Source organism: Rhizobium oryzihabitans, assembly GCF_010669145.1.
In the GTDB taxonomy this organism is placed as follows: domain Bacteria; phylum Pseudomonadota; class Alphaproteobacteria; order Rhizobiales; family Rhizobiaceae; genus Agrobacterium; species Agrobacterium oryzihabitans.
In genome coordinates, this window is record NZ_CP048632.1 from 2,586,137 (window position 1) to 2,609,310 (window position 23,174).

The following is a 23,174-nucleotide window of genomic DNA, read 5'->3' on the forward strand; positions in this document are numbered from 1 at the left end:
CGATGCAGATTCGTCAAAAGCCCTTTCTGGACTATCTGCGCGAAACACCCAGCGTTGTCCCGAATTACAATAAACGCCCTTTTGAGAAATACTCGGATAACGCCTTCATCATCTTTCTTGCAACGCTTCCGATGCGATTTGCGCAACCGGTGACCAGAAATAATCGATAATCCTTCGGGTTCCGGTTTTTATTTCGACGGATACAGCCATACCGGGAGCAAGCTGGCGATTTACGCCGTCGACGTTTATTTCAATGACATCGAGAGTAATCGTTGCGGGGTAAACGAGATTTTGCAACCTTTGAACATTCCCACTCGGTACAATGCTCCTGAATTGCGGAGCGGCCTGTTCTTCCATGGCTTGGGCATCGGGATTTGGTATAGCGTCTTTTGCAACCGATTTCACCCGCCCGGTCAGGATTCCATAGCGGGTGAAAGGGAACGTCTCAATCTTGATGACTGCAGGTTGATCCTGCCGCACGAACCCCACGTCCTGGTTTGCGAGAAACACCTCGATCTCCAAGGGTAAATTCCCAGGTATGATGCGCATGATCTCCGTCTCTGCCGAAATTACCTGACCGGTCGTGGTGATTGCTGATGCTTGGATGATACCATCTGAAGGCGCATGGATCGCGGTTGCGTCGCGTTGCTTCTGCGCCTTCACCAGTTCCTGCCGTGTTTCGTCGGCCTGCCGAGCGAGATCGCCAATCTTCTGAACATTCTCGGCGATAAATGCCGAGATCGCCTTCTTCTTCTCGGTTTCCGCAACAACGAGGCCTGCTTGCGCCTCCAACAATTGTCCCTTGTTCGCGGACAGGTTCGCTTCTTCTTCCTGCAAAGCCTGTGTTGCATCCAGCACGTCGGATTTTCTTCCCGCCGATCGCTCAGCCAGTCCGGATCGCATCGCGACCCGCTCACCCAAAGTGGCTATCAGGCTTTTCTGCGTCCGCATCATATCTTGCAGACGCTCTATCGTCGCCGATTGCAATCGCATCTGCGCGATGAGATTGCCCAATGTTTCTCTCAATTGCCGGAGATTCGCCGTCAAAATTGCTTTTTCACGATGGCGAACTTCGTGGGGCGTATCCTCTGAGAATTGCAACACGATATCGGTGGCAATCTCCGATGTGCGGTTTGAATTATGCGTTTCGAGGGCGGCGAGTTCCGCTTTCCGCCGAGCCTGTTCGGCCATCAATGCTTGAAATGTGGCGACCAAACGGGCTTCCTCGGCTTTCACTTCCACATCATCGAGTTTCACGAGCAAATCCCCGGCCTTGACCTCCATGCCGTTCGCGAACATGGCGGAAACAACGCGCCCGGAGATGGTCGATTGCACGATTTTTACCCGACCGGATGGCTGCACCTTTCCTTGCGTGGTTGCGACGATGTCGATCCTTCCGAGATAACTCCAGACAAATGCCGTGGCAAAGAGAATGCATATGAACCAGATGAGGATGTATCGAAGTGGCGAGGCGGGTTTTTCGACGATTTCCAGAGCGGCTGGGAGAAAATCGCTATAGTTGGCACTGACTTTGTTATTGACAGATTTCCGGGGCCGCAGCCGAGCTTCCGTCATCGGCTCGATCCTATCTGCAGTTCCCAAAGGTGCCGGTACAATCCACCCTCGCGGGCAAGCAAATCATCGTGGCTGCCTTCTTCGACGATCCTGCCATCTGCCATGCCGATGATGCGGTCACACATCCGAATAGTCGCGAGCCGATGCGCAATAATCAGGACTGTTCGACCCTGAACAATATGGCGCATATTGGCGAGTACCAATCGTTCGCTCTCATAATCGAGAGCACTGGTGGCCTCGTCCAAAATGAGGATGGGTGGATTGACGGATAGCGCCCGGGCAATCGCCAGTCTTTGCCGCTGGCCACCCGAGAGGTTTGCCCCCCGTTCTTCGATGACGGTATCATAACCCTTCGGCAGTTTGGCGACAAATTCATCCGCACCCGACAGGCGGGCCAGATTTATGACGGCTGCACGTGACATGGCAGGATTGGCGATGCTGATGTTTTCATGGATCGTGCGATTGAAAAGCATGTTTTCCTGCAGCACGACACCGATGTTGGAACGCAACCACGCAGGGTTGACGTGGGCGATATCCTGTCCGTCGACCATAATCTGCCCACTCGAAGGCAGATAGAAGCGCTGGAGAAGTTTCGTAAGCGTCGATTTTCCGGAGCCGGATGGTCCGACGATGCCGATGACTTCTCCGGACCGAAACGAAAGCGATATGTTTTTTAGGATATCTGGGCCATCGCTCGCGTAACGGAAGTTCACCGCCTTGAAACTGATAGCGCCTTTGGGAACAGGAAGGCTGACCGGCATCGCCGGTTTCGGTTCCGCTGCCGCATTCAAAACATCCGAAAGGCGCTCAACGGAAACCTGCACCTGCTGAAAATCCTGCCAAAGCTGCGAGAGGCGCAGAACCGGCTGAAATACCTGACCGGCGATCATGTTGAACGCCACGAGTCCGCCCACCGTCAGCTCGTTGTCGATGACGGCCTGCGCACCGAACAGAAGAAGAGCCGCGGAGGTTATCTTGTTGACATATTGGATGGCCGTCTGGCCCTTGGTGGCCAACATCGTTGCGGCAAAGGACGATTGTACGTAGGCCGCGAGACGCTCTTCCCATTGTGCCGCGACAACCGGTTCGATAGCGGCAGCCTTCAGGGTCTGCATGCCGATAACGGATTCAACGAGCAATTGCTGGCTGAGCGCGCCGCGGTCGAATTTCTCATCGATGCGCTGTTTTAGGGAAGGGCGGATGATAAATCCAATGAAGACGAAGAACGGGATGGAGGCGACCACAATCCAGGCCAGCAGGCTGGAATAGGCAAACAAGACCGCGATGAAAACGACCGTAAAAACAAGGTCAAGAACCGAAAAAAGCGCCTGCCCCGTCAGAAAGTCGCGGATCGTCTCAAGCTCGCGAACACGGGCGACGGTTTGGCCGGCGGCTCTGGTTTCAAAATAGTTCAGTGGCAAACTCAGCAAATGTCGCACAAGTCTGCGCCCGAGTTCGACATCGATCCGGTTGGTCGTATGAGTGAGCGCGTAGGTGCGCAAATATTGCAGAACGACATCAAAAAGACCGATCGCGGCAAGCCCGACGATCAGTACCGTCAATGTCGAATAACTTCGATGTGCCAACACCTTGTCGACCACAACCTGAAAAAATAGAGGGGTGATAAGCGCGAAGAATTGCAGGAACAGCGACGCAATAAAGACGTGGACCAGCGCACTTCGGTAACGCCAGAGCGACGGCAGGAACCAGACAAACCCGAAGCGGCGCTGGAATGCGGATGTGTCCGAGAAACCTCGTTGCAGAAGGATGAAGTTTCCCTTCGTCAGGGACAGCAATTCATCAAGGTCTATGGATCGACTGGTAAAGCTCACCGGATCGACCAGCCGATAGCTGTTCTCATCCGTCTTACCTGCAAAGACGGCGAAGCTGCCGTCAGAGAGCGCGGCGATACAGGGTGTCGGGAGAACCTTGCCGGCAGAAAAACGGTTCTCGTTGACGGACTTCGCCTTCAGGCCCACGCGCTTGGCAGCCCTTAAAATATCGTCGCGGGTCGCGGACGTTGCCAGAGCCAGCTCTCGCGATAAATCGGCGGGGTCGCAGGAAATTCTGAAAAACGCCGCAACCGCTGCCAGCGACGCCAATCCGGAATCGGGATTGGTTGCCGGGGAAGATGAGTTCGGTATGCCTATATCCATTGATCAATCAAATTATGGGCGGATTTGCTCAGTCTGCGCAATTCGCAGCGGGAGCAGTTCCAGCAAAAATGGTGTCGCGGTTTGCGTGCGAATGCGAGAAAAACAAAGAGGTGGGGCATTTCCGGAACCCGTTCCGGCCGGAAATGCCTTGTGTAGACATTAAATAAATGATCAGGCAAACGCCGGAGACGGTCGATAGGCCAACCTGACGTCTCCGACGAGTTGCGTTTTGCCGTCAAACTTTTCGAGGAAACTCGTCCCGGTTATAGCCGAACCATCCATAAACTCTCGTGCGCCATCGGGCGTCGGTATCAGGTTGATATATTTGATGCCAAGCTGATCGAGTGTGGAAAGTTCTCCGGCCTCACTGACGCCGTTTTGATTGATATCCTGCCAGACCCGGAACTCGCTCCAGCGGGCGTCTTCTGCACTCAGCAAGCCGTCCTTGCTCGTGTCGAAGACAAGCCGGACAGCTTCGAGATCGGAGTCGGTTGAACCCTGCTCTTCCGTGGGCCACAGCGTAAATGCCAATTCCTTTGCTTGATTAATCTGGTCGTCAGGGCCGGTAGAACCATCAGCACCGATGTCAATAGCTAGGAAACCGTCCTCGGGACCCACCCAAGCTGTCACATCGCCAAGACCATCGCTATTCCAATCGAAGCGTGGCGCATTGTTATCGGCATCGGAGCCGCTTAGATCAATCGGTCGTAAATCTAAATGATCGTCCTCATTGAGATCGAGCGTCACCGGGCGGCGGTTATATGGCTCCACTCGTTCGATCAAGTTACCATGTTGATCATAGTAGTTCCAACCAAGGCTCACGAACGCGCCACTTGGCCCAAAAAACTCTTTATAACTACCGTTGTCATAGTCAATACGGCGGATTCGTGAATATGACCTGCTTCCGTATGCAGTCGTTGCATACCAGTCGTACCGGTTGTTGACATCAAAATCTGTCCGGTCTGTAGAACCATCGTCATTATATTGGAACTGTTGTGTAGGCTGCCCGCCACCGTTGAAATTTTGTTCGATCCGGCTCCATTCGCGATTTCCGGCAACATCATAAAGTGTGGTATTTCTTGTACCGTTGTCCTGCACCAATGTGACCGAGGTTCTTCGACCAGCAGCATCCCAAGTCTGCTCATGTCGCCACCAAGATTGGGAGTTGTGGACATCGAAATCCACCCCGAAAGAGCTTCCGTCATCGTTCAACTGGTGGGCGTAATAGTGCCGACCCGCGTCGTCGAGGAAGTTCGCGTAGCGTTGCCAAGGCTGGCTGTTGGAAGCATCGTATGTATATTCAGCCCGATCTCCGTTATCCTTATACTCGAGGTGGAGGGTCATCCGCCCTGCAGCGTCGAATGACTGGTCCACTTTCGACCACGGGTGCGCATTTGCTGGATCCAATGTCATTGCGTATGCTGTGCCGTCATCATTCAGTTGATGCGCATAAATATGACGTCCGGCACTATCGGTCTGGTTGATATATCTCGACCATCCTTGTGTATTTGCAACGTCGTAGGTGTATTCAAACTTGCTGCCGGCATCCTGCAGATCAATCAATGTCAGGGTATTGCCTTGCGCATCGTAAGATCGATGAATCTCCCGCCAAGGCTGATTACTGAGGACATCGAATTCGATTGATTTTGTCCTCATACCGGATGCGTCAAAATAGTCTGATCTTTTTGGCGCGCTCGTCTCGGCGACGAACACAATCGTCGCGGATGTCCCATTGTCAAAAAACTGTTTTTCAGTGGTTTTCCGTCCTTCCGCGTCATAAGCCTGTTCGACACGTACCCATTCCTTGCTGTTTGCGGGGTCGTATAAGGTCGCGGAGACTAAAACGCCTAATGATGAGGCCTTGCTGACGCTTGTTATGCTGCCGCTGGCAGCGTCGAAGGTCGTCGTTTGAGAGCTGCCGTCAAATTCCGGCACGAATTGCTGAATCTTACGTCCGACGTCGTCAAGCGTTGTACGGAATGTGAGGGTTCCAACGGAATTGACCGTGTCCAGAACTGAAGCCGAGACGGTCCCATCTTCTCGCAAAGTGTCTTTTCTCAGAGAAATCGAACCATCATCTCTGGTGACGGAGATGTGCCGTTCGTCGATATCCCCATCATTATCCAAATTCCTGGTCAGGATAGTTGTTTGCCCATCCGCCGTGGTAAAAATCGAACCTTTCGCAACAACAGAGCCATTGGCCGCTGTTTCGAAAACGTCACTGCTAACGGAACCGTCGATGTTTGACCGGGAGATCACCTTGGTTTCGAACCTGCCATCTCCGTCATAGTCATATCGTGAAGTCCGCGTGTTGCCGTCGACAGAATTTCCGCTTTCCACGGAATACGCGATGGTATTTTTCCAGGTTACGCCACCGGAAGGCAGATATTTGGTGTCGCGGGCAATGTCATTGTTCGAGATCGTCGATTTGGTCTGGCCCGTTATCAGGGTTTCCATGGTTTCGATTTGATCGAAAACACCGTCGCCGTTGAGATCCTTCGAGATCGTGCGAAGGCTTCCGTCAGCCCTCATTGTGTCAGTAGAAACGGATTTGGTTTTTCCGGTGATAAGATCGGTGTCGGTCTGGATACTGAAACGGCTGCCGTCGGCATTCAGCTTCTTTGTCTCGATCCGTTTCTGATCAAGCGTTCCGTCCCCGTTCAAGTCCCATGTGGTGACTGAAGAAAGGTCGTCCGATGCCGTGACAGAAACGATACGCTGTAGCACGGCTCCGTTCGGTCCGAAATTCGTCGTATCCGACGTTTTCTCTCCCAGGCTACGGTTTCTTCTCGCTTTTGATCGACGATGCCATCGCCATCGGCGTCGATGGTCAAGGTTTTTCGGCGTTTGTCACTACTTGTAACGACCGTATTTTTGCTCGAAAGTTGGTTGTTTGAATTAAATTTCGTGCTTTCCTCAAAGATTGAGCCATCTGCCATCAGATGACTGGAAGTCCGAACCTTGCGATCGGCCAATCCGGTCCGCTGCTCACGTATTTCCTTCGTTAGACCATCCGCCGATGTGATCGTAAAAATGTCAGATAATACGGTTCCATCGGATTTCGTACTAAGAAGCTTTCGATGAACGGTTCCACTCGGAGTGCGCGCGGTGATGTCTATCGACGTCTGTTCAGCCTTTCCGCTTCCGGTCAAATCCAACAACGTGGTGATCGATAGACCATCCGCACTGGTTCTCCTAACGCGCCTGCTGTCCAGCATGCCGGCACGGCGAACCTCGATCGTTTGCAGGCTATCCCCGTTCCCTTCGAGTTTTGTTAAATCGGTGGTGAAATAGTCCTTGGAAAAATCACCGCCAATATCAAAGTCCTTTAGAGTGTAGAGACCATCCGCATCCTTGTAAGTGACCCATCTGTTGGTTCGCTGCCAACCGCTTTCACTCATGACATAATCGACCGTCCAGATACTCTTTTTACCATCATTTCCGATGATGGTGTCAGAATGGATTGCTCTGTCAAAGACGCCGTCGCCGTTGAAATCATATTCGATAACTTCACGCGTGCCATCCATGCGGCTATTGACGGTTTTCGTGGCCGTCACACTGCCATCGTTGGCGAAATCTCTGTATTTCTGTTCGATATTACCATTGGCTTTCAACTCACGCGTGATCTCTTGATCGATCTTGCTGTCACCGTTGACGTCCCGGGACAGGGTAGAAACAAGACCGTGTGTGCTTTCCTTCCTCACCTCACGGCTCGCCAAAGTACCATCGGCTTTGGTGATCGAAGTTGTTTCCGTTGCTGTGCCATCACTCTCAAGCACTTTAACATCCAGCTGCGTTTTTTTGGCAGAAGCGCCCTCCGACCAGACGATGCTTTTGGTCAAGCCGTTGGCACTGGTGGATGTCGTTTCCCCAACCGACAGACGGTCTAAACTGCGTGTCTGGGAAACGGTTTTTGTCCGGCTGCCGTCCGCGGAAATCGTGGTGATCTCGGTTCCGCTCAAATCAACGGTTCCGTCACCATCAGTATCGGTACGCCATGATGAGGAAAAACCGTTGGCCGAGACTTCGGATACATGGCGGCTGGTGAGAGTTCCAGTCCGTGAGAGCCTTTCGTTCGTCTGGGTTTCCACGCCATTTGCACCGATGGCCGTTATCGTTCGGCTATCAACGATACCGTCACCATCTGTGTCTGCCTCGGTTCGCTTGGTTTTTTGGTCAGCGCTGACAGTCGTTGCCGTTTTCGACAGCAGCTGCCCATCACCGGCCTTGACTTGCTCCTGATTGGACGTGGAACCATTGGCGTCGATAATTCGAACCGAAGTCAAAACCCGGTCCATGTCACCATCACCATCAATATCTCGGGAAACGACGGTACTCAGGCCGTTGCCGCTGGTCACAGTCTCCTGTTTGCTGACTAGCTTGTTGCCGCGATAATTGGACTCTGATTTCGACACGGCCCCTTTCACATCGTAGCTGGTCGATGTTACCGCACGAATATCCACCTTCCCGTTTCCGTTCAGGTCCTGTTCGGAAATGGTGGTAAGCCCGTCGCCGCTGGTGATTGTTGCGGAACTGGTGAAAACCCTGCCATCGCCGCTCGAATTTTTTATCGTCTCGCTGCGGCTGCCGTTATCATTGATAAGGGTCTCCGTGATGGTGGTGAAATCCGTGACGCCATTTCCATTAGCGTCAGTGGCGATAATGGTCTTCAGGCCGTTCGCGCTTGTTGTCTTTCTGGACGATTGATAGGCTTGGCCGCTTCGCGTGAAGAGTTTTTCCTCGACGACGGTTTGACCAACGAGAAGTGAACTTTCCGCCGTGGTTTTGTCGACTATGCCGTCGCCATTTGAGTCGATTGCAACGGTTGTCATTCTCCTGTCCGCCACAATGTCGGTTGTTGTGCGCCCGAGAAGCGTTGAATTCCGGCTTTGAAGCGTAACCGTTTTCCGACGACTACCGTCGCTGCTGAGCACGACTGTGTCCGATGTCCGGCGATCGGCAACGCCATCACCGTCCAGATCTTCCGCAACATTCCGGTTCATCGCATCGGCGCTTGTCGTCGATATTGTTTGCGAGACAAGCTTGTCGTTGCCCGCAAGCGTCCGGGTCAACACCGTCGAACTCTTGTCGGCGGCCACGGTTTTTGTGGTGAGAACCTTGCCATCAACCACGCCGTCGCCATTGGCGTCGTTGGTTACGGTCGTGGCATAACCATTCGATGATGTGACCTTTGACGAGCGGGAGACGATCGAGCGATCGGTGTTGAAATGTGTTTCGGTCTCAGTGGTTGCGCCATCGGGCGCAACAGTGGTGATCAGACTTTTATCAACGGCATCATCGCCATTTTTATCGAGTGTCTCCGTCATGTTTTTGCGATCCGGCTGTATTCTGACAGCCCACTGCGAAAGAAGCACGCCGCCGACGCTTCTCTCCCTCTTGGTATGTATCCATACTCCGGCAGCATCCGCAGCTATAATGTCGGAGGTCGAAACGTCGTTTTTGCCATCGCCGTCGACATCGGTGGAGCTGAATTTGGAGCGTCCGTCGGCCGTGATCCGGAAAATCTCCTTCTTCAGCAGTGCCTTGTCGCCGCTGTAAGTCGCACGCTCCGTAACGACTTCACCGACATTATTCGTGAACGTTTTCTCTTCAATGCCGCGATCGCGCTTGCCGTCGCCGTTAAAATCGTTGTCGGTGAAAGTCGTTACGATGCCAGCCTCTCTGGTCGTCGTGATGGTTTTTCGGGAGAGGGTCGCGTTGCTGCGCGCATTTTCGGTGACCAGCCGTTCCTGCGTCAGCTTGCCCGGCGTCTTGATATCCGAAACAGAGTGGTCAGTAATGCCATCGCCGTTGAGATCGGTGGACGTGGTTTTGCGCAAGCCGTCTGCGGAGACATTTATGATCACCGTCTTCGAGGTGGTGCCATCCAGATGCAATTGCTGCGTGGTTGTACGGGAAGAACCGTCTGCAAATTTTTCGAAAAGCTGCCTTTCGTCCGCCGAGCCGTCCCCATTCTTGTCGAGTGCCGTAGTGATTTTCAGCCCGTCAGAACTTCTGTCGATTTTTTCACTGCCAGACAACGAGCCGTCGGCATTGAAATTCCTGACCGTCTCGCTGCGGTTTCCAGATACCTCGATGGAAAAAGTCTTGCTCTGGCTGCGGTCGAAAACGCTGTCGCCATCATCGTCGAATTTCGTCGTGACGGTCGAACCGTCCGTGTTTTTGGTAACCAGATTGCGCAAGGCGACACTGCCGTCTTTGTCGTAACCGACAATCAGCTCACTCGATGTGCCATCGGCATTCTTCGCGGTTGAGCGGGCAATTTTGTAGTCGTTTTGGTCGTTTGCGAGGATCGCATCTCCGACCAGGCCCTTGGTTCCATCGATCCTCGTGAAAGTGGTCGTGCCAATTATCGCCGAACCATCGGAAAAACTTTGCCCGCTGCCCGTCGGCGTCAGATCGATGGACGCGATACCCAGGTCCTTCAGCGATTTGAGCTGACCATTGATCGACACCTTGAACTCGTTCCAGCGCTTGTCGCCGGCATCGAGCTTACCATTGCCATTGGTATCGAAAGCATTTTTGACGGCTTCCAGATCACCGGAGGCCGACGGATCCCAATCCGTAAACACAAATTCGCTGGATCTGGTAATGACGCCATCGCCGTTGGCGTCCAAAATGAGCACGCCCGTGCCATTTCCAGCCCAGGCAGTACGACGCAGAAACCCGTCTCCGTCTAGATCAACGAACTGAGACGATTCACCCAGCTTGTTGATGTTCAATCCTTTTCCATTCAGATCCAGCAAGACGGGCTTACCGGATGAACCCGTCGAAGACGTATCAGGCCGGGGGCTGGGAACCGGTCCGATCTCAGGCAATGATGGATAATTGCCGGAAGAAGAACTCCCCCAGTCGCCATAGGTCGACGGGCTCTGGTTGTCACGGCGGGCGTAACCCGTGCTGACAATGTCCGTCGGCCGCGGCATCGGGACAGGCCCGATTTCAGGCAAGGTGGGAAAACTGTCCGAAGAAGAGCTCATCCACTGGCCATAGGTCGCCGGATTTTGGTTATCGCGGCGCGCAAAACTCGTACTGGCAATGTCTGTCGGACGCGGCATCGGGACAGGCCCGATTTCAGGCAAGGTGGGAAAACTGTCCGAAGAGGAGCTCATCCACGGGCCATAGGTCGCCGGGTTTTGGTTGTCGCGGCGCGCAGGGCCGATACTGCTCACTCGAGCCGCAGCAGCAACTCTTGCCCGCTCATCGCGTGCTTCAACAGAAAGTGAGGGGCGCCTATCCAAGCTGGCCAGCTGGGCAACTCTTGCTCGCTCGTCGCGTGCTTCAAGAGAAAGTGAGGGGCGCCTATCCAAGCTGGCTAGCTGGGCATCTCTCAAGCGCTCACCCGCCAAACGCTCGGATGGCGTATCAAAACCCTTCCACGCACGAGTGGAATCAACTTGTTCTACGCCAGTGTAATTAAATGTTCTATTTAAATATGTGTGTCGTTCAGGTGCCCAAACATTTGTTGGAGAGCCACTCCCGTATAGAAAAGGAGTGTTGACCAGATCGGTAGACATAATCTTCAAACTGGTAGACCCCGAAATCGCGGCCGGTCTAAGATTGGTGCTTCCAACATTGCGCTCCGCACCGCCGGTAGCACGCGCAGTTAAAAATAGTCCATCCCGATTTATTACCGGCCCAAGGAAAGCTGTACCAAAGCTGTTTCCATATCTTTCGGTTCGGCTGACTCCAATACCCATCCCACTGAGCGCACCCCCATTATCAAAAAACAGCAGGACACCAATATTTCCAGCAGTTGCCTGCACTGTCATTTCGCCATGACTGTAGGATGTTGTCCATCCATAACCCGCATAAGAAAAATTGAAAGCAATGGATGGGCTTACAAATGAAGAAAAACCACGATCATTATATTCCCACAATCTAGCACTGCTCATTTTACACCCTCAAAAAATGAATACAAAAATAAAAAATAACCAAATAATTATACTTGTAGGTTTTATATATATAACTCTTGATCTATTCGAATATTCATTTTTGGCTTCGTAAGAATCTCCTTTGTATATTTTGACATCTGTTTGACTGTCTTTACTAAAATCCCAATTATTATTCTTATAGAAAATGATCTCTCGAAACTCGGATACCAATAGTTTTATCAAAAAAAAACCAGCAATCGCGACAAAAAGCACCCTGAAAACTCTCTGCTCCAACAAGATACTCCTCTAGCCGCATGTATTAATACTTAATATAAAAATCTCAAATTTGTATATTACTCAAATAAAATAACCACATACGCTCCGCCAACAAACATTGCTCCCACCGCATTCACAAGCCGATCCGTCGCCGCAATGTTTGAACCTGTTATGACATGAATGAAGGATTGGCTGGCGTTTAGCGTTTCCGCCCACCTGCGGATCGCCGCCACCAACGACAAAAAAATCTTTGCCCGTTTTATCGGTACAAGCCTCAGATCAACTGCGTAGAGTTTTACTAAACCAATCCCTGCCCCAGTTAGATATCTGCTTTCGACGAAAAATAATAATATTCCAATTCGACCAAAAGCTATCTGCTGTGTCACTCCGCTCTGGCTATATGACGTCGTCCAACTAGATTCGGCGTAAAAACCATTTACACCTGTAGTATGACTAACATTTATACTAAAACAATATTTATTGTAATATAAATACTTCCATTATTAAATTTGTTCATTTGTCTCTCTTAAAAATACAAAAATCAAAATCAACATTTGAATAAATAAAATCAAAATTCCAAATGGCTTATCAATAGTTACTCTCGACTTGTTAGAAATTTCATTGCGCTTCTCGTCAGAATCCCCCTTATATGATCTCCATTTTGTCTGACTGTCACAATTAAAATCCCAACCGTTCTTCCAGTAAAAGATAAGTTCTCGAAGTTCTGATATTAAAAGCTGAACCAATATAAATCCGGTGACAGCCAGATAGAACGCGCCCAAAACACTCTGCTCCATCAACAAAACCTCGTTATTGATGCATTCAAGAATATTATAATAAAAAATAACTTATATTATTGTGTCTGGCACTTTTTGTGGCGCAAAAATGTCTGCAATCTTTTTTGAACGAAGCTAAACCACATACGCTCCACCAACAAACCTTGCTCCCGCCGCACTCATAAGCCGATCCGTAGCCGCAATGCTTGAGCCTGTTATAACATGAATGAAGGAATGGCTGGCGTTTAGCGTTTCCGCCCACCTCCGGATTGCCGCCACCAATGACAAAAAAACCTTTGCCCGTCTTATCGGCGCAAGCGTCAGATCAACTGCAATAACATGAACGGTCACGAACAGTGGACCGTCGCTAAGCATATACCTGTCCGCAATCGCCCATGCCCCGCCGACTGGCCTGCCTTTCCATATCGCAACCGGAGCGATCATGCGCGGAGGCCGCAAAAGAATGAGCTTGAAATGCTCGTTGAGCTTCCAGTCCGAAAATTCCTGATCGCGAAAAACAGTTGAGGCATGAAGTTGCCTCATAATTTCACGCACCTGGATCGTATCACGTTCCTCAAGCAGCCGAATGTGCAAACTGGTTGCGGCATTTTCACTTTCGGAACGTTGCGGGCCGGCTTCCTGCACGAATGTCGTCACACAAACTCCTTCCGAGTGTTTTGTAGTATCTTTCTACGAAGCTCGAATGCTGGCTCTTCCTTGTTTAAACAGGCCGCCACGCAAAGCGCTGGGCGATTTTTAAGTCTGTTGCCGGTAATATTATTTATTTATATGCTTTAAGTAATATTCTAATTAATTATTGACGTTGAAGAATTACTATTGAGTTTCCTGGATGCGCGCAATATGGATAATTTAATATTTGATTTTTTCGATGACGTCGCTAATTGGGCGCCGGTTGTATTGTGCGCGTTTCCAGCAGCTTGAGAATCAGACCAAAAACTCGCGGCCGAGATTGCAGGCAGGCGATAATGAAGATGGTGTGTTGCCGTTCAAGCGGTGGTTGGAGTCATCAACGTCATTTCCAGACCAGCTTAAAGCGGAAGCAGATTCGCACGAGGGCGACAGCTATTCGAGGAAAATAGCAAATGACCGCATCGATTATGGTTCAGCAGATTGCCCCTTGCCGTTGAAAACCGCAATTTGAGTTGGTTCTCCGCAACCAAATAAACAATGATCTGGCCGTCCTAAGTGGGCGGCTTTTACGTTTCCAATACAACAATCCAAATGGAAATACGCCCGGACCTCGGACTATAGAAACAGGCTGAACATCGGCCTTCAATGGCTTTTGCCTCCCTCTTGGCATCCCATGTATCGATTGTTTCCACTCGCGTTGGAAGAGATGAAGTTGTCTCGGCACTCACTCCGGCAGGCGCTTAGCCACATCTAAATACTGGGCGCCCACCTGCACCAGCTTGTGCAGGGCTTCCTGCAAGTCGTCGTCGCTGGTAGCCTCTGGCAGCATCGTGATCGGCGACTGTCGTAGGAGCAATAGGATCTGGGCGAAGGCTTCCTGCATTTTCGCGATGAGGGCCTCACTTGCCACATCGAGCGGCAGATGCTCGCGTAGAATATTGAACTGCGTGCCAAGAAACTCCATTCCGATAGCGCGGTCCTCGCCCATGGTGGTGTTGAACCGTTCGAAAAGGAAACGCTCCAGATCGATCGTGATGCCGGCGTCGAGGAGCACATCGTCCCGTGCGGGCGCGCGTGCTTCCATGGGAGGATCGATGCGGTTGGATTTCAGGGCGATGAAGACACTGGTGTCTTCCTGCGCCTCCATGCTGGCGATGAAATGCGCGGGGCTGCGGCCTGTGCCTGAGACGTCTGCAATTATCGTGCGCTGACCTCGCAGCCGCGAGAAATAGGCAGCATAGGCCGAGCTTTCGGCAAGGAAAAGGTCTCGTGACGAAGGGAGATAGTGCACGGCGAGATTGTGGGGAGATAGGCCGAGCATCCAGCGCAGCAGATGGACCCACATATTGGAATCTCTGGTTGCGCACGGCGAAGATGGCACCGTAAGAGAACACACCCACCATATGCCGCTCTGCTTCCGATGCCAGATTCTCTAGCCCGGCTAGGTTGAGGAAGTGGCTGGCAATGTTGGTCCCGTCAGGCAGGTCCCCGTGGATGGCCCGGTACACGCTTCCCATGCCCCAGGCGCCCTGATCGATGAAGTCGATCGGTCCCCAGGTCAGCAGCGAGAACCGTTCGAGGCGCACGCGTGGACGCCCGAAAAGGCCGCGCTCATACTCGGAAAGAAGCAGCGGCGGCGGTACATTCTTCTCGGAGAGCCATTGCCACGACATCGGCTGCAGATCAGCCTAGTTTTTCCAGGTGTGCAGTAGGCTGATGAAGTCCGGGCTATGCTCGAAGGGACCGCCCTGGGCATAGACGGTAAAACCGTCATCGTCCCGCACGTCGGTCAGCATGTGATGGAGGTAGGTTTCCGATTCCCGTCCTTCATTGGGACGGTCGATGATCCGCGCCGCGCGCTGCAATACGCCGGGCGTTTCGATTTTGTCACCCTTGTTGTAGATGATGACCTCAAAGTCATCGGGGATCAGCTTGATCCAGTCCAGCGGTTCGCGATAGCGGGCAAGTACGACACGGTTCATCAAAAGCCTCCAGAGCGTCACAGGGACCTGAAAGGAGGCCTTCGCATCCACTGGTTCCTGCCTCTGGATATGGCATGAATATCTTGCTCAAGGCTGGCCAAGTCTGGGCACATTGGAGCGACGGACTGCCGTCGGGAAATCGTCCGTCGGCACTGACCTAGCCACGATCCTGCGACTGATCACTCGAGAGATCAGCATTGCTCAACCCCGGCAGGACTGTGCGGATGTGCTCGCCCAGAACTCTGGCGGTCGAGGATGTCTGCGGATCGGCAAATTCCATCGCAATACCGATGGTTGGCAGGGGCGGAAGCCCCATTTCCACGATATGAAGATCGGGCGGAACGGCTGTCCTCGTCAGGACACTGATCGCATGGCCGGAGCGCGCGATTGCGATGAGGCCGGCAAGGCTGTTGCTGGCAAAGGCAACACGGTAACGGCGATTGGCAGCTTCCATGGCATCACAGGCCGCACGGTGGTCAAGTGTCGCCGGTGCCGAAAGAGCAAGCGGCAGAATGTCCTTGGTGAGCAGATCCGGTTCCGGCTTATCCGCAACCCAGACGAAGCTCTCCCTGCGCAGGACGCCGTCATGGTCCGGATCGGATTGCGAGACCAGCGCGATGTCGATTTGCCGCCGCTGCAGGAGTGGGCGCAATTCTATTGTCGGCGCGCAAACCATGCGCAGCTCGACTTTGGGGTGGGCGGCACAGAAGCCGCGCAACAGTTCCGGCAGGAAGGCAATCGAATAATCTTCAGGGCACCCAAGGCTTACGGTGCCCTGCAATGTCTCCCCGCTCATGTCGGCAAGGATTTCGTCATGCCGGGCAAGCAGCGCGCTGGCATGGGCGAGAAGTTTCTCGCCGGCAGCAGTCACCCGCACGCCGGAGCCCGTTCGCTGAAGCAGGGTGTGGCCTACCAGTTCTTCAAGCCGCTGCATCTGCGTGCTCAGCGCCGATTGCGTGCGCCCAACCTGCATCGCAGCCAGGCTGATGGAGCCGGCACGGGCAACGATGACAAAGTTCTTCAGGAGTGTCAGATCGAGCATGGCGATATCAAAATTATCAATATCTGAGTAAAATACTATCAATTAGACTGGGACGGCAAGCGCTTGTTATTCTCCGGGAAGATAAAATTGGGGAATGCATCATGGACAATCTCGCAAAAAGCTTTGCCTCGCTCAATGACGACCCGGCCTTCTGGGCGGCCGCCAACAAACATCTGACCCGTTACGGACCCGCCTTCGAGGATATCATTGTCGAGCGCGCCGAGGGCAGTTTTGTCTATGATGCGGATGACCGCGCCATTCTCGATTTCACTTCGGGCCAGATGAGCGCTTTGCTCGGACATACCCACCCGGATATCGTCACTACCGTCAACCGGCAGATGGCTTCGGTCGCGCATCTCTTTTCCGGCATGCTGTCGCGCCCGGTGGTCGAGCTTGCAACGCGGCTGGCGGCTCTGGCGCCGGGGCTGGACCGCGTGCAATTGCTGACGACCGGGGCGGAATCCAACGAAGCGGCGATCCGCATGGCAAAGCTCGTCACCGGCGGTCACGAGATCGTCGCTTTCGCGCAGAGCTGGCATGGGATGACGGGCGCTGCGGCTTCGGCCACCTATAGCGCCGGCCGGCGGGGTTATGGCCCGGCCACGGCCGGCTCGCTGGTCATACCAGCCCCGAATGCCTATCGCCCGCGCTTCAAGAACCCCGATGGATCAAACGACTGGCAGGCGGAGCTGGACGATGCTTTCGAGCTGATCGACCGTCAGTCGACCGGCAACCTGGCTGCCTTCATCGCCGAACCCATCCTGTCGAGCGGCGGCATCCTCGAACTCCCACTCGGGTATCTCGCCGCCCTGAAGAAGAAATGCGAGGAGCGCGGCATGTTGCTGATCCTCGATGAAGCCCAGACCGGCGTCGGCCGCACCGGGCACATGTTCGCCTTTCAGCGCGACGGCGTGACGCCTGATATCATGACACTGTCGAAGACGCTCGGCGCCGGCCTGCCGCTTGCTGCCGTCATGACCAGCGCAGAGGTCGAGCAGAAGGCATTCGAGAGGGGCTTTCTGTTCTATACCACCCATGTTTCCGATCCGCTGCCGGCGGCTGTCGGTGTAACGGTTCTCGATGTCGTGGCGCGCGATGGCCTGGTCGAGCAGGCGATCGTCCGTGGAAACCGTCTGAAAGAAGGTCTCCTGTCGCTGCAACAGCGGTTCGAATGTGTCGGCGATGTGCGCGGGCGCGGGCTTCTGCTCGGACTGGAAGTCGTCGCCGACCGGCACACGAAAGCCCCGGTTTCGAGCTTGGCGCCCGTATCATGCAGGAAGCGATGCTGCGGGGCATGAGCATGAATATCGTCAAGTTGCCCGGCATGGGCGGCGTCTTCCGCATTGCACCGGCCTTGACCGTCTCGGATGCCGAGATCGATCTTGGACTGGATATATTGGCGGCGTCGATTGAAGCGGCGCAGAAGGCCGGTTAGGTTCGCCGCAGTCGTGATTTGCCTCTCGCCGTTGTCTGCAAACGCCGGCGAGAGGCAGGGTTACGTAGATTATGCCCGTTTGCTGACGGTGTTCGTTCCGAAGATGAGCTGCTGCGCCATCGGCCGGCCGATGAAGCGCTCCGGGAAGATCGGCTGTGGGGCGCTGGCCCTGTTCAGCCGCTCAAGCTGATCCTGCGTGAAGGAAATGCTCAAGGCGCCGAAATTATCCTCGGCCTGTTCAAGGGTGCGTGCGCCCATGACCGGAGAAACGACTGCGGGATTGATCAGCGTCCAGGCAAGGGCGACCTGCGAGCGCGAAGTGCCGAGTTCCTCCGCGACTGCGCCGACGACATCGGCGACAGCGAGCGAGCGCTCATTGAGGTGGCCGGTCGATGCGATCACGCCCTTGCGGGTTGCCGCGACATTCGCCTCATTTTCGTCGGTCAGATCCGCGCGGCTGTATTTGCCCGTGAGGATGCCGCCGCCGAGCGGGGACCATGGAAGAACACCGAGGCCCAGCGCCCTGGCCATCGGCATAAGCTCATGCTCGACAGTCCGCTCGACCAGGCTGTATTCGATCTGAAGCGCCACGAAGGGTGACCAGCCGCGGAGATCGGCTAGGGTCTGCATCTGTGCCACGCGCCATGCGGGCGTGTTGCAGATTCCGACGTACAGGATCTTGCCGGCTCTCACGAGGTCATCGAGCGAGCGCATGGCTTCCTCCGGCGATGTCGTGAAATCCCAGGCATGCAGGTAGAGGAGATCGATCCGGTCCGTGTCGAGCTGGCGCAGGCTCGTCTCCACCGAACGCACGAGGTTGAAGCGATGGTTGCCGCCGGAATTGATATTTGCGGGATCACGGGCCATCGTAAATTTGGTCGCAAGCACGATATTATCGCGCTTTTCTTTGATGAAGCTGCCAAGAAGGCGTTCCGAGGCTCCGTTGGTGTAGTTGACGGCGGTATCGATGAAGTTGCCGCCTCGGTCGACATATGCATCGAAAATGCGCTTGGCTTCTTCAGCGTCGGCTCCCCAACCCCAGTCCGACCCGAAGGTCATCGTGCCAAGCGAGAGCGGCGAGACACGCAGCCCGGATCGGCCGAGCAGTCTGTATTGATCGAGTGATTTCACTTCAGCCATGTTGGTATACTCCATTGGTCTTCGTTGATGCGCCGGGATGCGCCGGGTGGGTGACACCTTTTTCCGCGAAAGACCTGTGAGGGCGGTAGACCGGATTTCCGGAATTCTTGCACGATTGTCTCAAGTGGGTAGGGCAGGACTGCCTTGCTCGACCGAAATATTGTCCGTGATTCTTGCACGATTGTCCGAGAAGTGCGGTTCAGACTTTCGTCACGCGGACGCATATGAGATAAATGGCGGATGACCCCGGACCGCCATATCGTCGATACCATCACCCGTCACGCACCCCGAGACGGCACTTTTGAATGCCGGTTGCCGGGGGTGAAGCTCATCCGCTGTTCCCACCCGACCCTCCCCATGCCGGTGATCTATGAGCCGACGCTTTGTCTTGTGGCACAGGGCTGCAAGCAGGCTATGCTGGGGCAATCGGCCTTCATCTATGACAAATCGCGTTATCTGATCGCTTCCGTCGATCTTCCCGTCATGGGCTCCGTCATCGAGGCGAGTGCGGAAGAGCCATATCTGTGCATGCAGCTCGACCTTGATACGGTCGAGCTGGCGGAACTGGCGATCCGCTATCCGTCGAAATCTCCCGGAAAATCCCGGCCGCCTGCCGGCCTGTTGCTGAATGAGACCAATGCCGGGGTGCTCGATGCGGCGGCACGCCTGTTGGGCCTTCTGGATACGCCTGACGATATTGACGCGATTGCGCCGCTGGCGCTGCGGGAAATACTTTACCGGCTGCTGACCGGGCCGGGCGGTGACGTTGTCCGGCACATGGCGCAGGCGGGCACCCATCTCCATCAGATTGCCCGGGCAATCGTCTGGATCAGAAGCCATTTCCGCGAAGCCTGCCCCATCGAGACAGCGGCCGAAATAGCCGGAATGAGCCGCTCCACCTTTCACGCTCATTTCAAGGCGATCACCTTGATGAGCCCGTTGGAATTCCGGGCGGAACTGCGATTGCAGGAGGCGAGACGCCTGATGCTCAGCGAAGGGCTGGATGCAGCAACCGCGGGGTTTCAGGTTGGCTATTCAAGCCCGTCGCAGTTTTCGCGCGAATATGTTCGGGTTTTCGGAATGCCGCCATCGAAGCACGCCAATCTCCTGCGTCATCCTGGCGATGATCGGCCAGTACCCCAGAGCACGGCAGCCAGCTAGGCAATATTGGGCCGGCACCCTATTTCATGTGGTCGGTCCCTGCCGGAAAAGTCAGCTGCACCCTTGCGCCATCCCCGGGCTTTGAACTGATATGCGCTTCGCCGCCGCTCTGGCGGACGAAGCCGTAGACCATGGCGAGGCCGAGGCCGGCGCCGCCATATTCTTCGCGTGTGGTGAAATAGGGTTCGAATGCCTTGTCCACGGCCTCGGGCGTCATGCCGGTGCCCTCGTCGGTGACGGCAATTATCAGCGCATCTTTCTCGGTCGTGGCCTCGATCAAGATCAGGCCGCCATCCGGCATGGCGGCTGCGGCATTCAGGCAGAGATTGAGAATGGACTGCTCGAAGAGGGCGGGATCGAGCGGGATCGACGGGAGGTCGTCATCGAGATCAAGCGCGATCCGGCATTTCGGGCCGACCGCGATCTCGAGGATATCGGCCATGCCGCGCAGCAGGTTTGCGACGTTGATGTGGCTGGCATGGATCGGCTGCTGGCTGCCGATGGTCAGCATGCTGCTGGCGAGAGACCGGCCGCGGTCTGCCGCCTTGCGGATACGGGCGATATGCCGTTTCTGACGGTCGTTGAAACCCGCTTCGCGTTCCAGCAGGCCGAGGCTGCCGGTGATGATGCCGATCATGTTGCCCACCTCATGGCTGACTTGGTGGGTCATGCGCATGATGCCGTCCAGTCGCTGGGCCTTTACGGCTTCCGCTTCCTGGCGATCGAGAGCCGTCACATCGCGGGCGAGCAGGACGATGCCGCCATCTGGCTGGCGTGACATCGAGACTTCGATCACCAGCTGATCTGCGGTGCGATGGCGCACGACGGCGCGGTCCATCAACTCGCCGTGCCCGCTTTCAAACGGCAATAATGCGGGGTCGATTTCCGGGATCGGTTCGACAAAACGGCGAAGCGGCAGCTTTCGCGATGAGCCGGAGCGTCCGACAAGCTCGATGATGCGGCGGTTCATGGTGATTGGCCGGCCCGCCGGATCAAACAGTGCTATTCCCTCATTCATGTTGCGGAAGGTCGAGCGGATGGTGCGGGCCGCCGCTTCCGCCGTGCGCCGGAGGCGGGAGACACGATCGACGCTTTCATGGAAAGCACGGAAGGCGTCAAGCAGGCGGATCAGCTCCGTCTCAGACCCGGTGTAGGATGGTGGGCCGACATCCTTCTCTCCCTTGGCAAGCGCATTCATGCCGTTGGAGAGAGAGGCGATGCCGCGCGAGACGCGCATCACCGAACGGATCGAAAAGATCGCCACCACCAGAACCAGAAGCGATGCGACGGCGACGATGACCAGCAGCCGGCTAAGGGCATCGGAGGTCGAGATCAGGTCCTCGTTCAGGCTGCGGGCAACGGCATCGCCCTGGGTTTCCGTAACGTGGGAGAGATCCCGCGACACGGTGTGAAGCCGCGATACCGAGGCGCGGATCGCAAACATTTCCAGAAGATAGCGGCTCTGGGCCTCGAAGACCCGCTCATAGGGCTGCATTTCCGCCAGCGGAAGACGCTCGCCGGGATAACCTTCCTGACGTGCCGTCGTTTCGGCGACGTAGCGGCGGCGTAGTTCGCCCAGCTGGAAGAGGCTGTCGGACGCGGATGCGGCCTGCACGATGCCGTTCATCCGCCGGCGCAGTTCAGGATCGACGATGCCCCGGCCGGTGGCGATTTCGCCGAGTGCCGCTGCCGCGTCCGCCTTGTGGCCCTGCGCCGCATCGGCATCCTTTGCCAGATCCAGCGTCTGCACCCTGATAAGCTGGAGAAGTTCGACAATGCGGTCGTTGGAAAAGCCGCGTGTGACCCGATCGTCGCTGCCCGGCCCTGTCATTTCCAGCAGAATATCAACCTGCTGAACGACGGATCGGCTTTCGCTGGAAACGCGATAGGGAGAGGCGGCGTTCATCAGGAAGGGGGCGCTTGAGACGAGGTCCGACACCTGTCGCGAGACCAGGGACGCCTTGGCGAGGCTGGAAAAGGCCTGCAACCCATAGGCCGCCATTTCATCACGGGCGCGCTGCAGGCCGTAAATGGCGATGGCCGAGAGGCTGAAAACGAGGATGCAGATGAAGACGATCGCAAAGGGCAGGCGAAAGGCGATGGAGGAAAGGAAGGAGCGGCTGATCACGGGGAAAGCTCGCCCTCGTCGGTATGCAGCACATAACCCTTGCCGCGCCGCGTCTTGATGTGACGCGGCAGGTCCGGATTACGCTCGATCTTGCGCCTCAGCCGCAGCACCAGCACATCGACATTTCTGTCGATGTAGCGGTCGCTTTCAGAACCCAGCCGGTCGAGTATCTGCGAGCGGCTGACGGGCTGATTGGGCGTTTCGGCCAGAATCTCCAGAAGCGCGAATTCGGCGCTCGTCAGCGTCTTGCTGCGATCGCTGAGGCAGACCGCCCGCCGCGCATCAAGATCAATCGCCCAGTCGCCGAGGTTGAGTGTCGCGCGGCCATGATCGCGCTCGCTATCCTTTTCCTGTTTCAGCGAGGGGATCGTCCGGCGCAGAACGGCCTTGATCCGGGCCGTGAGTTCGATGGGTTCGAAGGGTTTGACCACGTAATCGTCGGCAGCCGTCTCGAGGCCCAGGACCCGGTCGGCGGCGCTGCCGGCAGCTGTTACCATGACGATGCCGATGTCGATCTGGCTGCGCAGTCGCTGGGCAAAGGTCCGGCCTGACGTGCCGGGCAGATTGTGGTCGACGAGTACAAGCTGCATCCTGTCCTTCGCCAATATCTCGTCAGCTTCCTCGGCGGAGCGCGCGCAGGTGGGCAGCCAGCCCTCGGCCTCCACGAGGTCCGAGATGAGCTCTGCCATATCCGGATCGTCCTCGACGATCAGAATGCGAACCTTCTGATTAAGCACTTTGTATTCCTCCCACCATCATCATAGGCACGGCGCCGACGATCTTCAAAGGCTCGCTGGTTATCTCTCCTGTCATAATTGTAATATCTGTAATCTTGTTCGGCGGTGCGGTGAAAGATTGGTAACCATTCTTCGATTGCGGCGCGGGCAGGATGTGACATGCTGTTGGTGGAGACTGGAACGGGGAGGTTCCAGGCAGGGAGGCTTAATTGAAAGCATT

General features: G+C 55.1%; 14 protein-coding genes and 1 pseudogene. 3 read left to right on the forward strand and 12 right to left on the reverse strand.

All coding sequences use genetic code 11. From position 1 onward, the window contains the following. Positions 1–108 precede the first annotated feature (108 nt). The 6 genes from G3A56_RS13145 to G3A56_RS13170 all read right to left on the reverse strand — a co-directional run bounded on the left by G3A56_RS13145 (position 109) and on the right by G3A56_RS13170 (position 13,335). A complete protein-coding gene (locus G3A56_RS13145) occupies positions 109–1,575 on the reverse strand; it encodes an HlyD family type I secretion periplasmic adaptor subunit (protein WP_246230997.1) in 1,467 nt (488 codons plus the stop codon). Further along, positions 1,572–3,731: a type I secretion system permease/ATPase gene (locus G3A56_RS13150; protein WP_164056416.1), complete on the reverse strand. Its 2,160-nt coding sequence runs from the start codon at positions 3,729–3,731 to the stop codon at positions 1,572–1,574. Before G3A56_RS13150 ends, G3A56_RS13145 begins: the two co-directional genes overlap by 4 nt. Positions 3,732–3,902: 171 nt before the next feature. Further along, the gene (locus G3A56_RS13155; protein ID WP_164056418.1) at positions 3,903–6,458 is read right to left on the reverse strand and encodes a hypothetical protein; all 2,556 of its coding nucleotides are present in this window, start codon (positions 6,456–6,458) and stop codon (positions 3,903–3,905) included. Next, complete coding sequence (locus G3A56_RS13160) at positions 6,392–11,647, reverse strand: hypothetical protein (protein WP_164056420.1); 5,256 nt, start codon at positions 11,645–11,647, stop codon at positions 6,392–6,394. The genes G3A56_RS13155 and G3A56_RS13160 overlap by 67 nt, the downstream gene beginning before the upstream one ends. A 332-nt stretch (positions 11,648–11,979) precedes the next feature. Then, positions 11,980–12,288 carry a hypothetical protein gene (locus tag G3A56_RS13165; RefSeq protein WP_137038244.1) on the reverse strand — a complete coding sequence of 103 codons (309 nt, stop codon included), beginning with the start codon at positions 12,286–12,288 and terminating at the stop codon, positions 11,980–11,982. 525 nt (positions 12,289–12,813) lie between these two features. Next, positions 12,814–13,335 carry a hypothetical protein gene (locus G3A56_RS13170; protein ID WP_199777843.1) on the reverse strand — a complete coding sequence of 174 codons (522 nt, stop codon included), beginning with the start codon at positions 13,333–13,335 and terminating at the stop codon, positions 12,814–12,816. A gap of 220 nt (positions 13,336–13,555) precedes the next feature. Here G3A56_RS13170 and G3A56_RS13175 point away from each other — a divergent pair, with 220 nt between their 5' ends. Next, a complete protein-coding gene (locus G3A56_RS13175) occupies positions 13,556–13,840 on the forward strand; it encodes a hypothetical protein (protein WP_164056422.1) in 285 nt (94 codons plus the stop codon). A gap of 213 nt (positions 13,841–14,053) precedes the next feature. Here the strand turns inward: G3A56_RS13175 and G3A56_RS13180 are convergent, their stop codons facing one another. The 3 genes from G3A56_RS13180 to G3A56_RS13190 form a co-directional block, all read right to left on the reverse strand. Further along, a complete protein-coding gene (locus tag G3A56_RS13180; RefSeq protein ID WP_003492148.1) occupies positions 14,054–14,674 on the reverse strand; it encodes a hypothetical protein in 621 nt (206 codons plus the stop codon). A gap of 343 nt (positions 14,675–15,017) precedes the next feature. Beyond that, positions 15,018–15,311 (reverse strand): hypothetical protein, encoded by a 294-nt coding sequence (locus tag G3A56_RS13185; protein WP_164056424.1) that lies wholly within the window; start codon positions 15,309–15,311, stop codon positions 15,018–15,020. Between the two features lie 157 nt (positions 15,312–15,468). Beyond that, complete coding sequence (locus G3A56_RS13190) at positions 15,469–16,353, reverse strand: LysR family transcriptional regulator (RefSeq protein WP_164056425.1); 885 nt, start codon at positions 16,351–16,353, stop codon at positions 15,469–15,471. A gap of 101 nt (positions 16,354–16,454) precedes the next feature. On the opposite strand from G3A56_RS13190, the pseudogene G3A56_RS13195 reads away from it, so the two are divergent. After that, positions 16,455–17,788, forward strand: a pseudogene (locus G3A56_RS13195) (aspartate aminotransferase family protein). A 69-nt stretch (positions 17,789–17,857) separates the two neighbouring features. Here G3A56_RS13195 and G3A56_RS13200 read toward each other — a convergent pair. Continuing rightward, on the reverse strand, positions 17,858–18,928 hold the full coding sequence (locus G3A56_RS13200) for an aldo/keto reductase (RefSeq protein ID WP_164056427.1): 1,071 nt from the start codon (positions 18,926–18,928) through the stop codon (positions 17,858–17,860). A gap of 240 nt (positions 18,929–19,168) precedes the next feature. Between G3A56_RS13200 and G3A56_RS13205 the strand changes: the two genes are divergently transcribed. Continuing rightward, positions 19,169–20,089 (forward strand): AraC family transcriptional regulator, encoded by a 921-nt coding sequence (locus G3A56_RS13205; RefSeq protein WP_164056429.1) that lies wholly within the window; start codon positions 19,169–19,171, stop codon positions 20,087–20,089. Between the two features lie 19 nt (positions 20,090–20,108). Here G3A56_RS13205 and G3A56_RS13210 read toward each other — a convergent pair whose 3' ends face one another. Both G3A56_RS13210 and G3A56_RS13215 read right to left on the reverse strand, forming a co-directional pair. Then, complete coding sequence (locus G3A56_RS13210; protein WP_164056431.1) at positions 20,109–22,217, reverse strand: sensor histidine kinase; 2,109 nt, start codon at positions 22,215–22,217, stop codon at positions 20,109–20,111. After that, on the reverse strand, positions 22,214–22,954 hold the full coding sequence (locus G3A56_RS13215; protein ID WP_164056433.1) for a response regulator transcription factor: 741 nt from the start codon (positions 22,952–22,954) through the stop codon (positions 22,214–22,216). Before G3A56_RS13215 ends, G3A56_RS13210 begins: the two co-directional genes overlap by 4 nt. Positions 22,955–23,174: the final 220 nt, after the last annotated feature.

Coding starts and splice junctions, on each gene's coding strand:
- G3A56_RS13145 (WP_246230997.1), bottom strand. CDS start 1,575: ATGACGGAAGCTCGGCTGCGGCCCCGGAAATCTGTCAATAACAAAGTC.
- G3A56_RS13200 (WP_164056427.1), bottom strand. CDS start 18,928: ATGGCTGAAGTGAAATCACTCGATCAATACAGACTGCTCGGCCGATCC.
- G3A56_RS13150 (WP_164056416.1), bottom strand. CDS start 3,731: ATGGATATAGGCATACCGAACTCATCTTCCCCGGCAACCAATCCCGAT.
- G3A56_RS13205 (WP_164056429.1), top strand. CDS start 19,169: ATGACCCCGGACCGCCATATCGTCGATACCATCACCCGTCACGCACCC.
- G3A56_RS13190 (WP_164056425.1), bottom strand. CDS start 16,353: ATGCTCGATCTGACACTCCTGAAGAACTTTGTCATCGTTGCCCGTGCC.
- G3A56_RS13160 (WP_164056420.1), bottom strand. CDS start 11,647: ATGAGCAGTGCTAGATTGTGGGAATATAATGATCGTGGTTTTTCTTCA.
- G3A56_RS13185 (WP_164056424.1), bottom strand. CDS start 15,311: ATGAACCGTGTCGTACTTGCCCGCTATCGCGAACCGCTGGACTGGATC.
- G3A56_RS13180 (WP_003492148.1), bottom strand. CDS start 14,674: ATGTGGGTCCATCTGCTGCGCTGGATGCTCGGCCTATCTCCCCACAAT.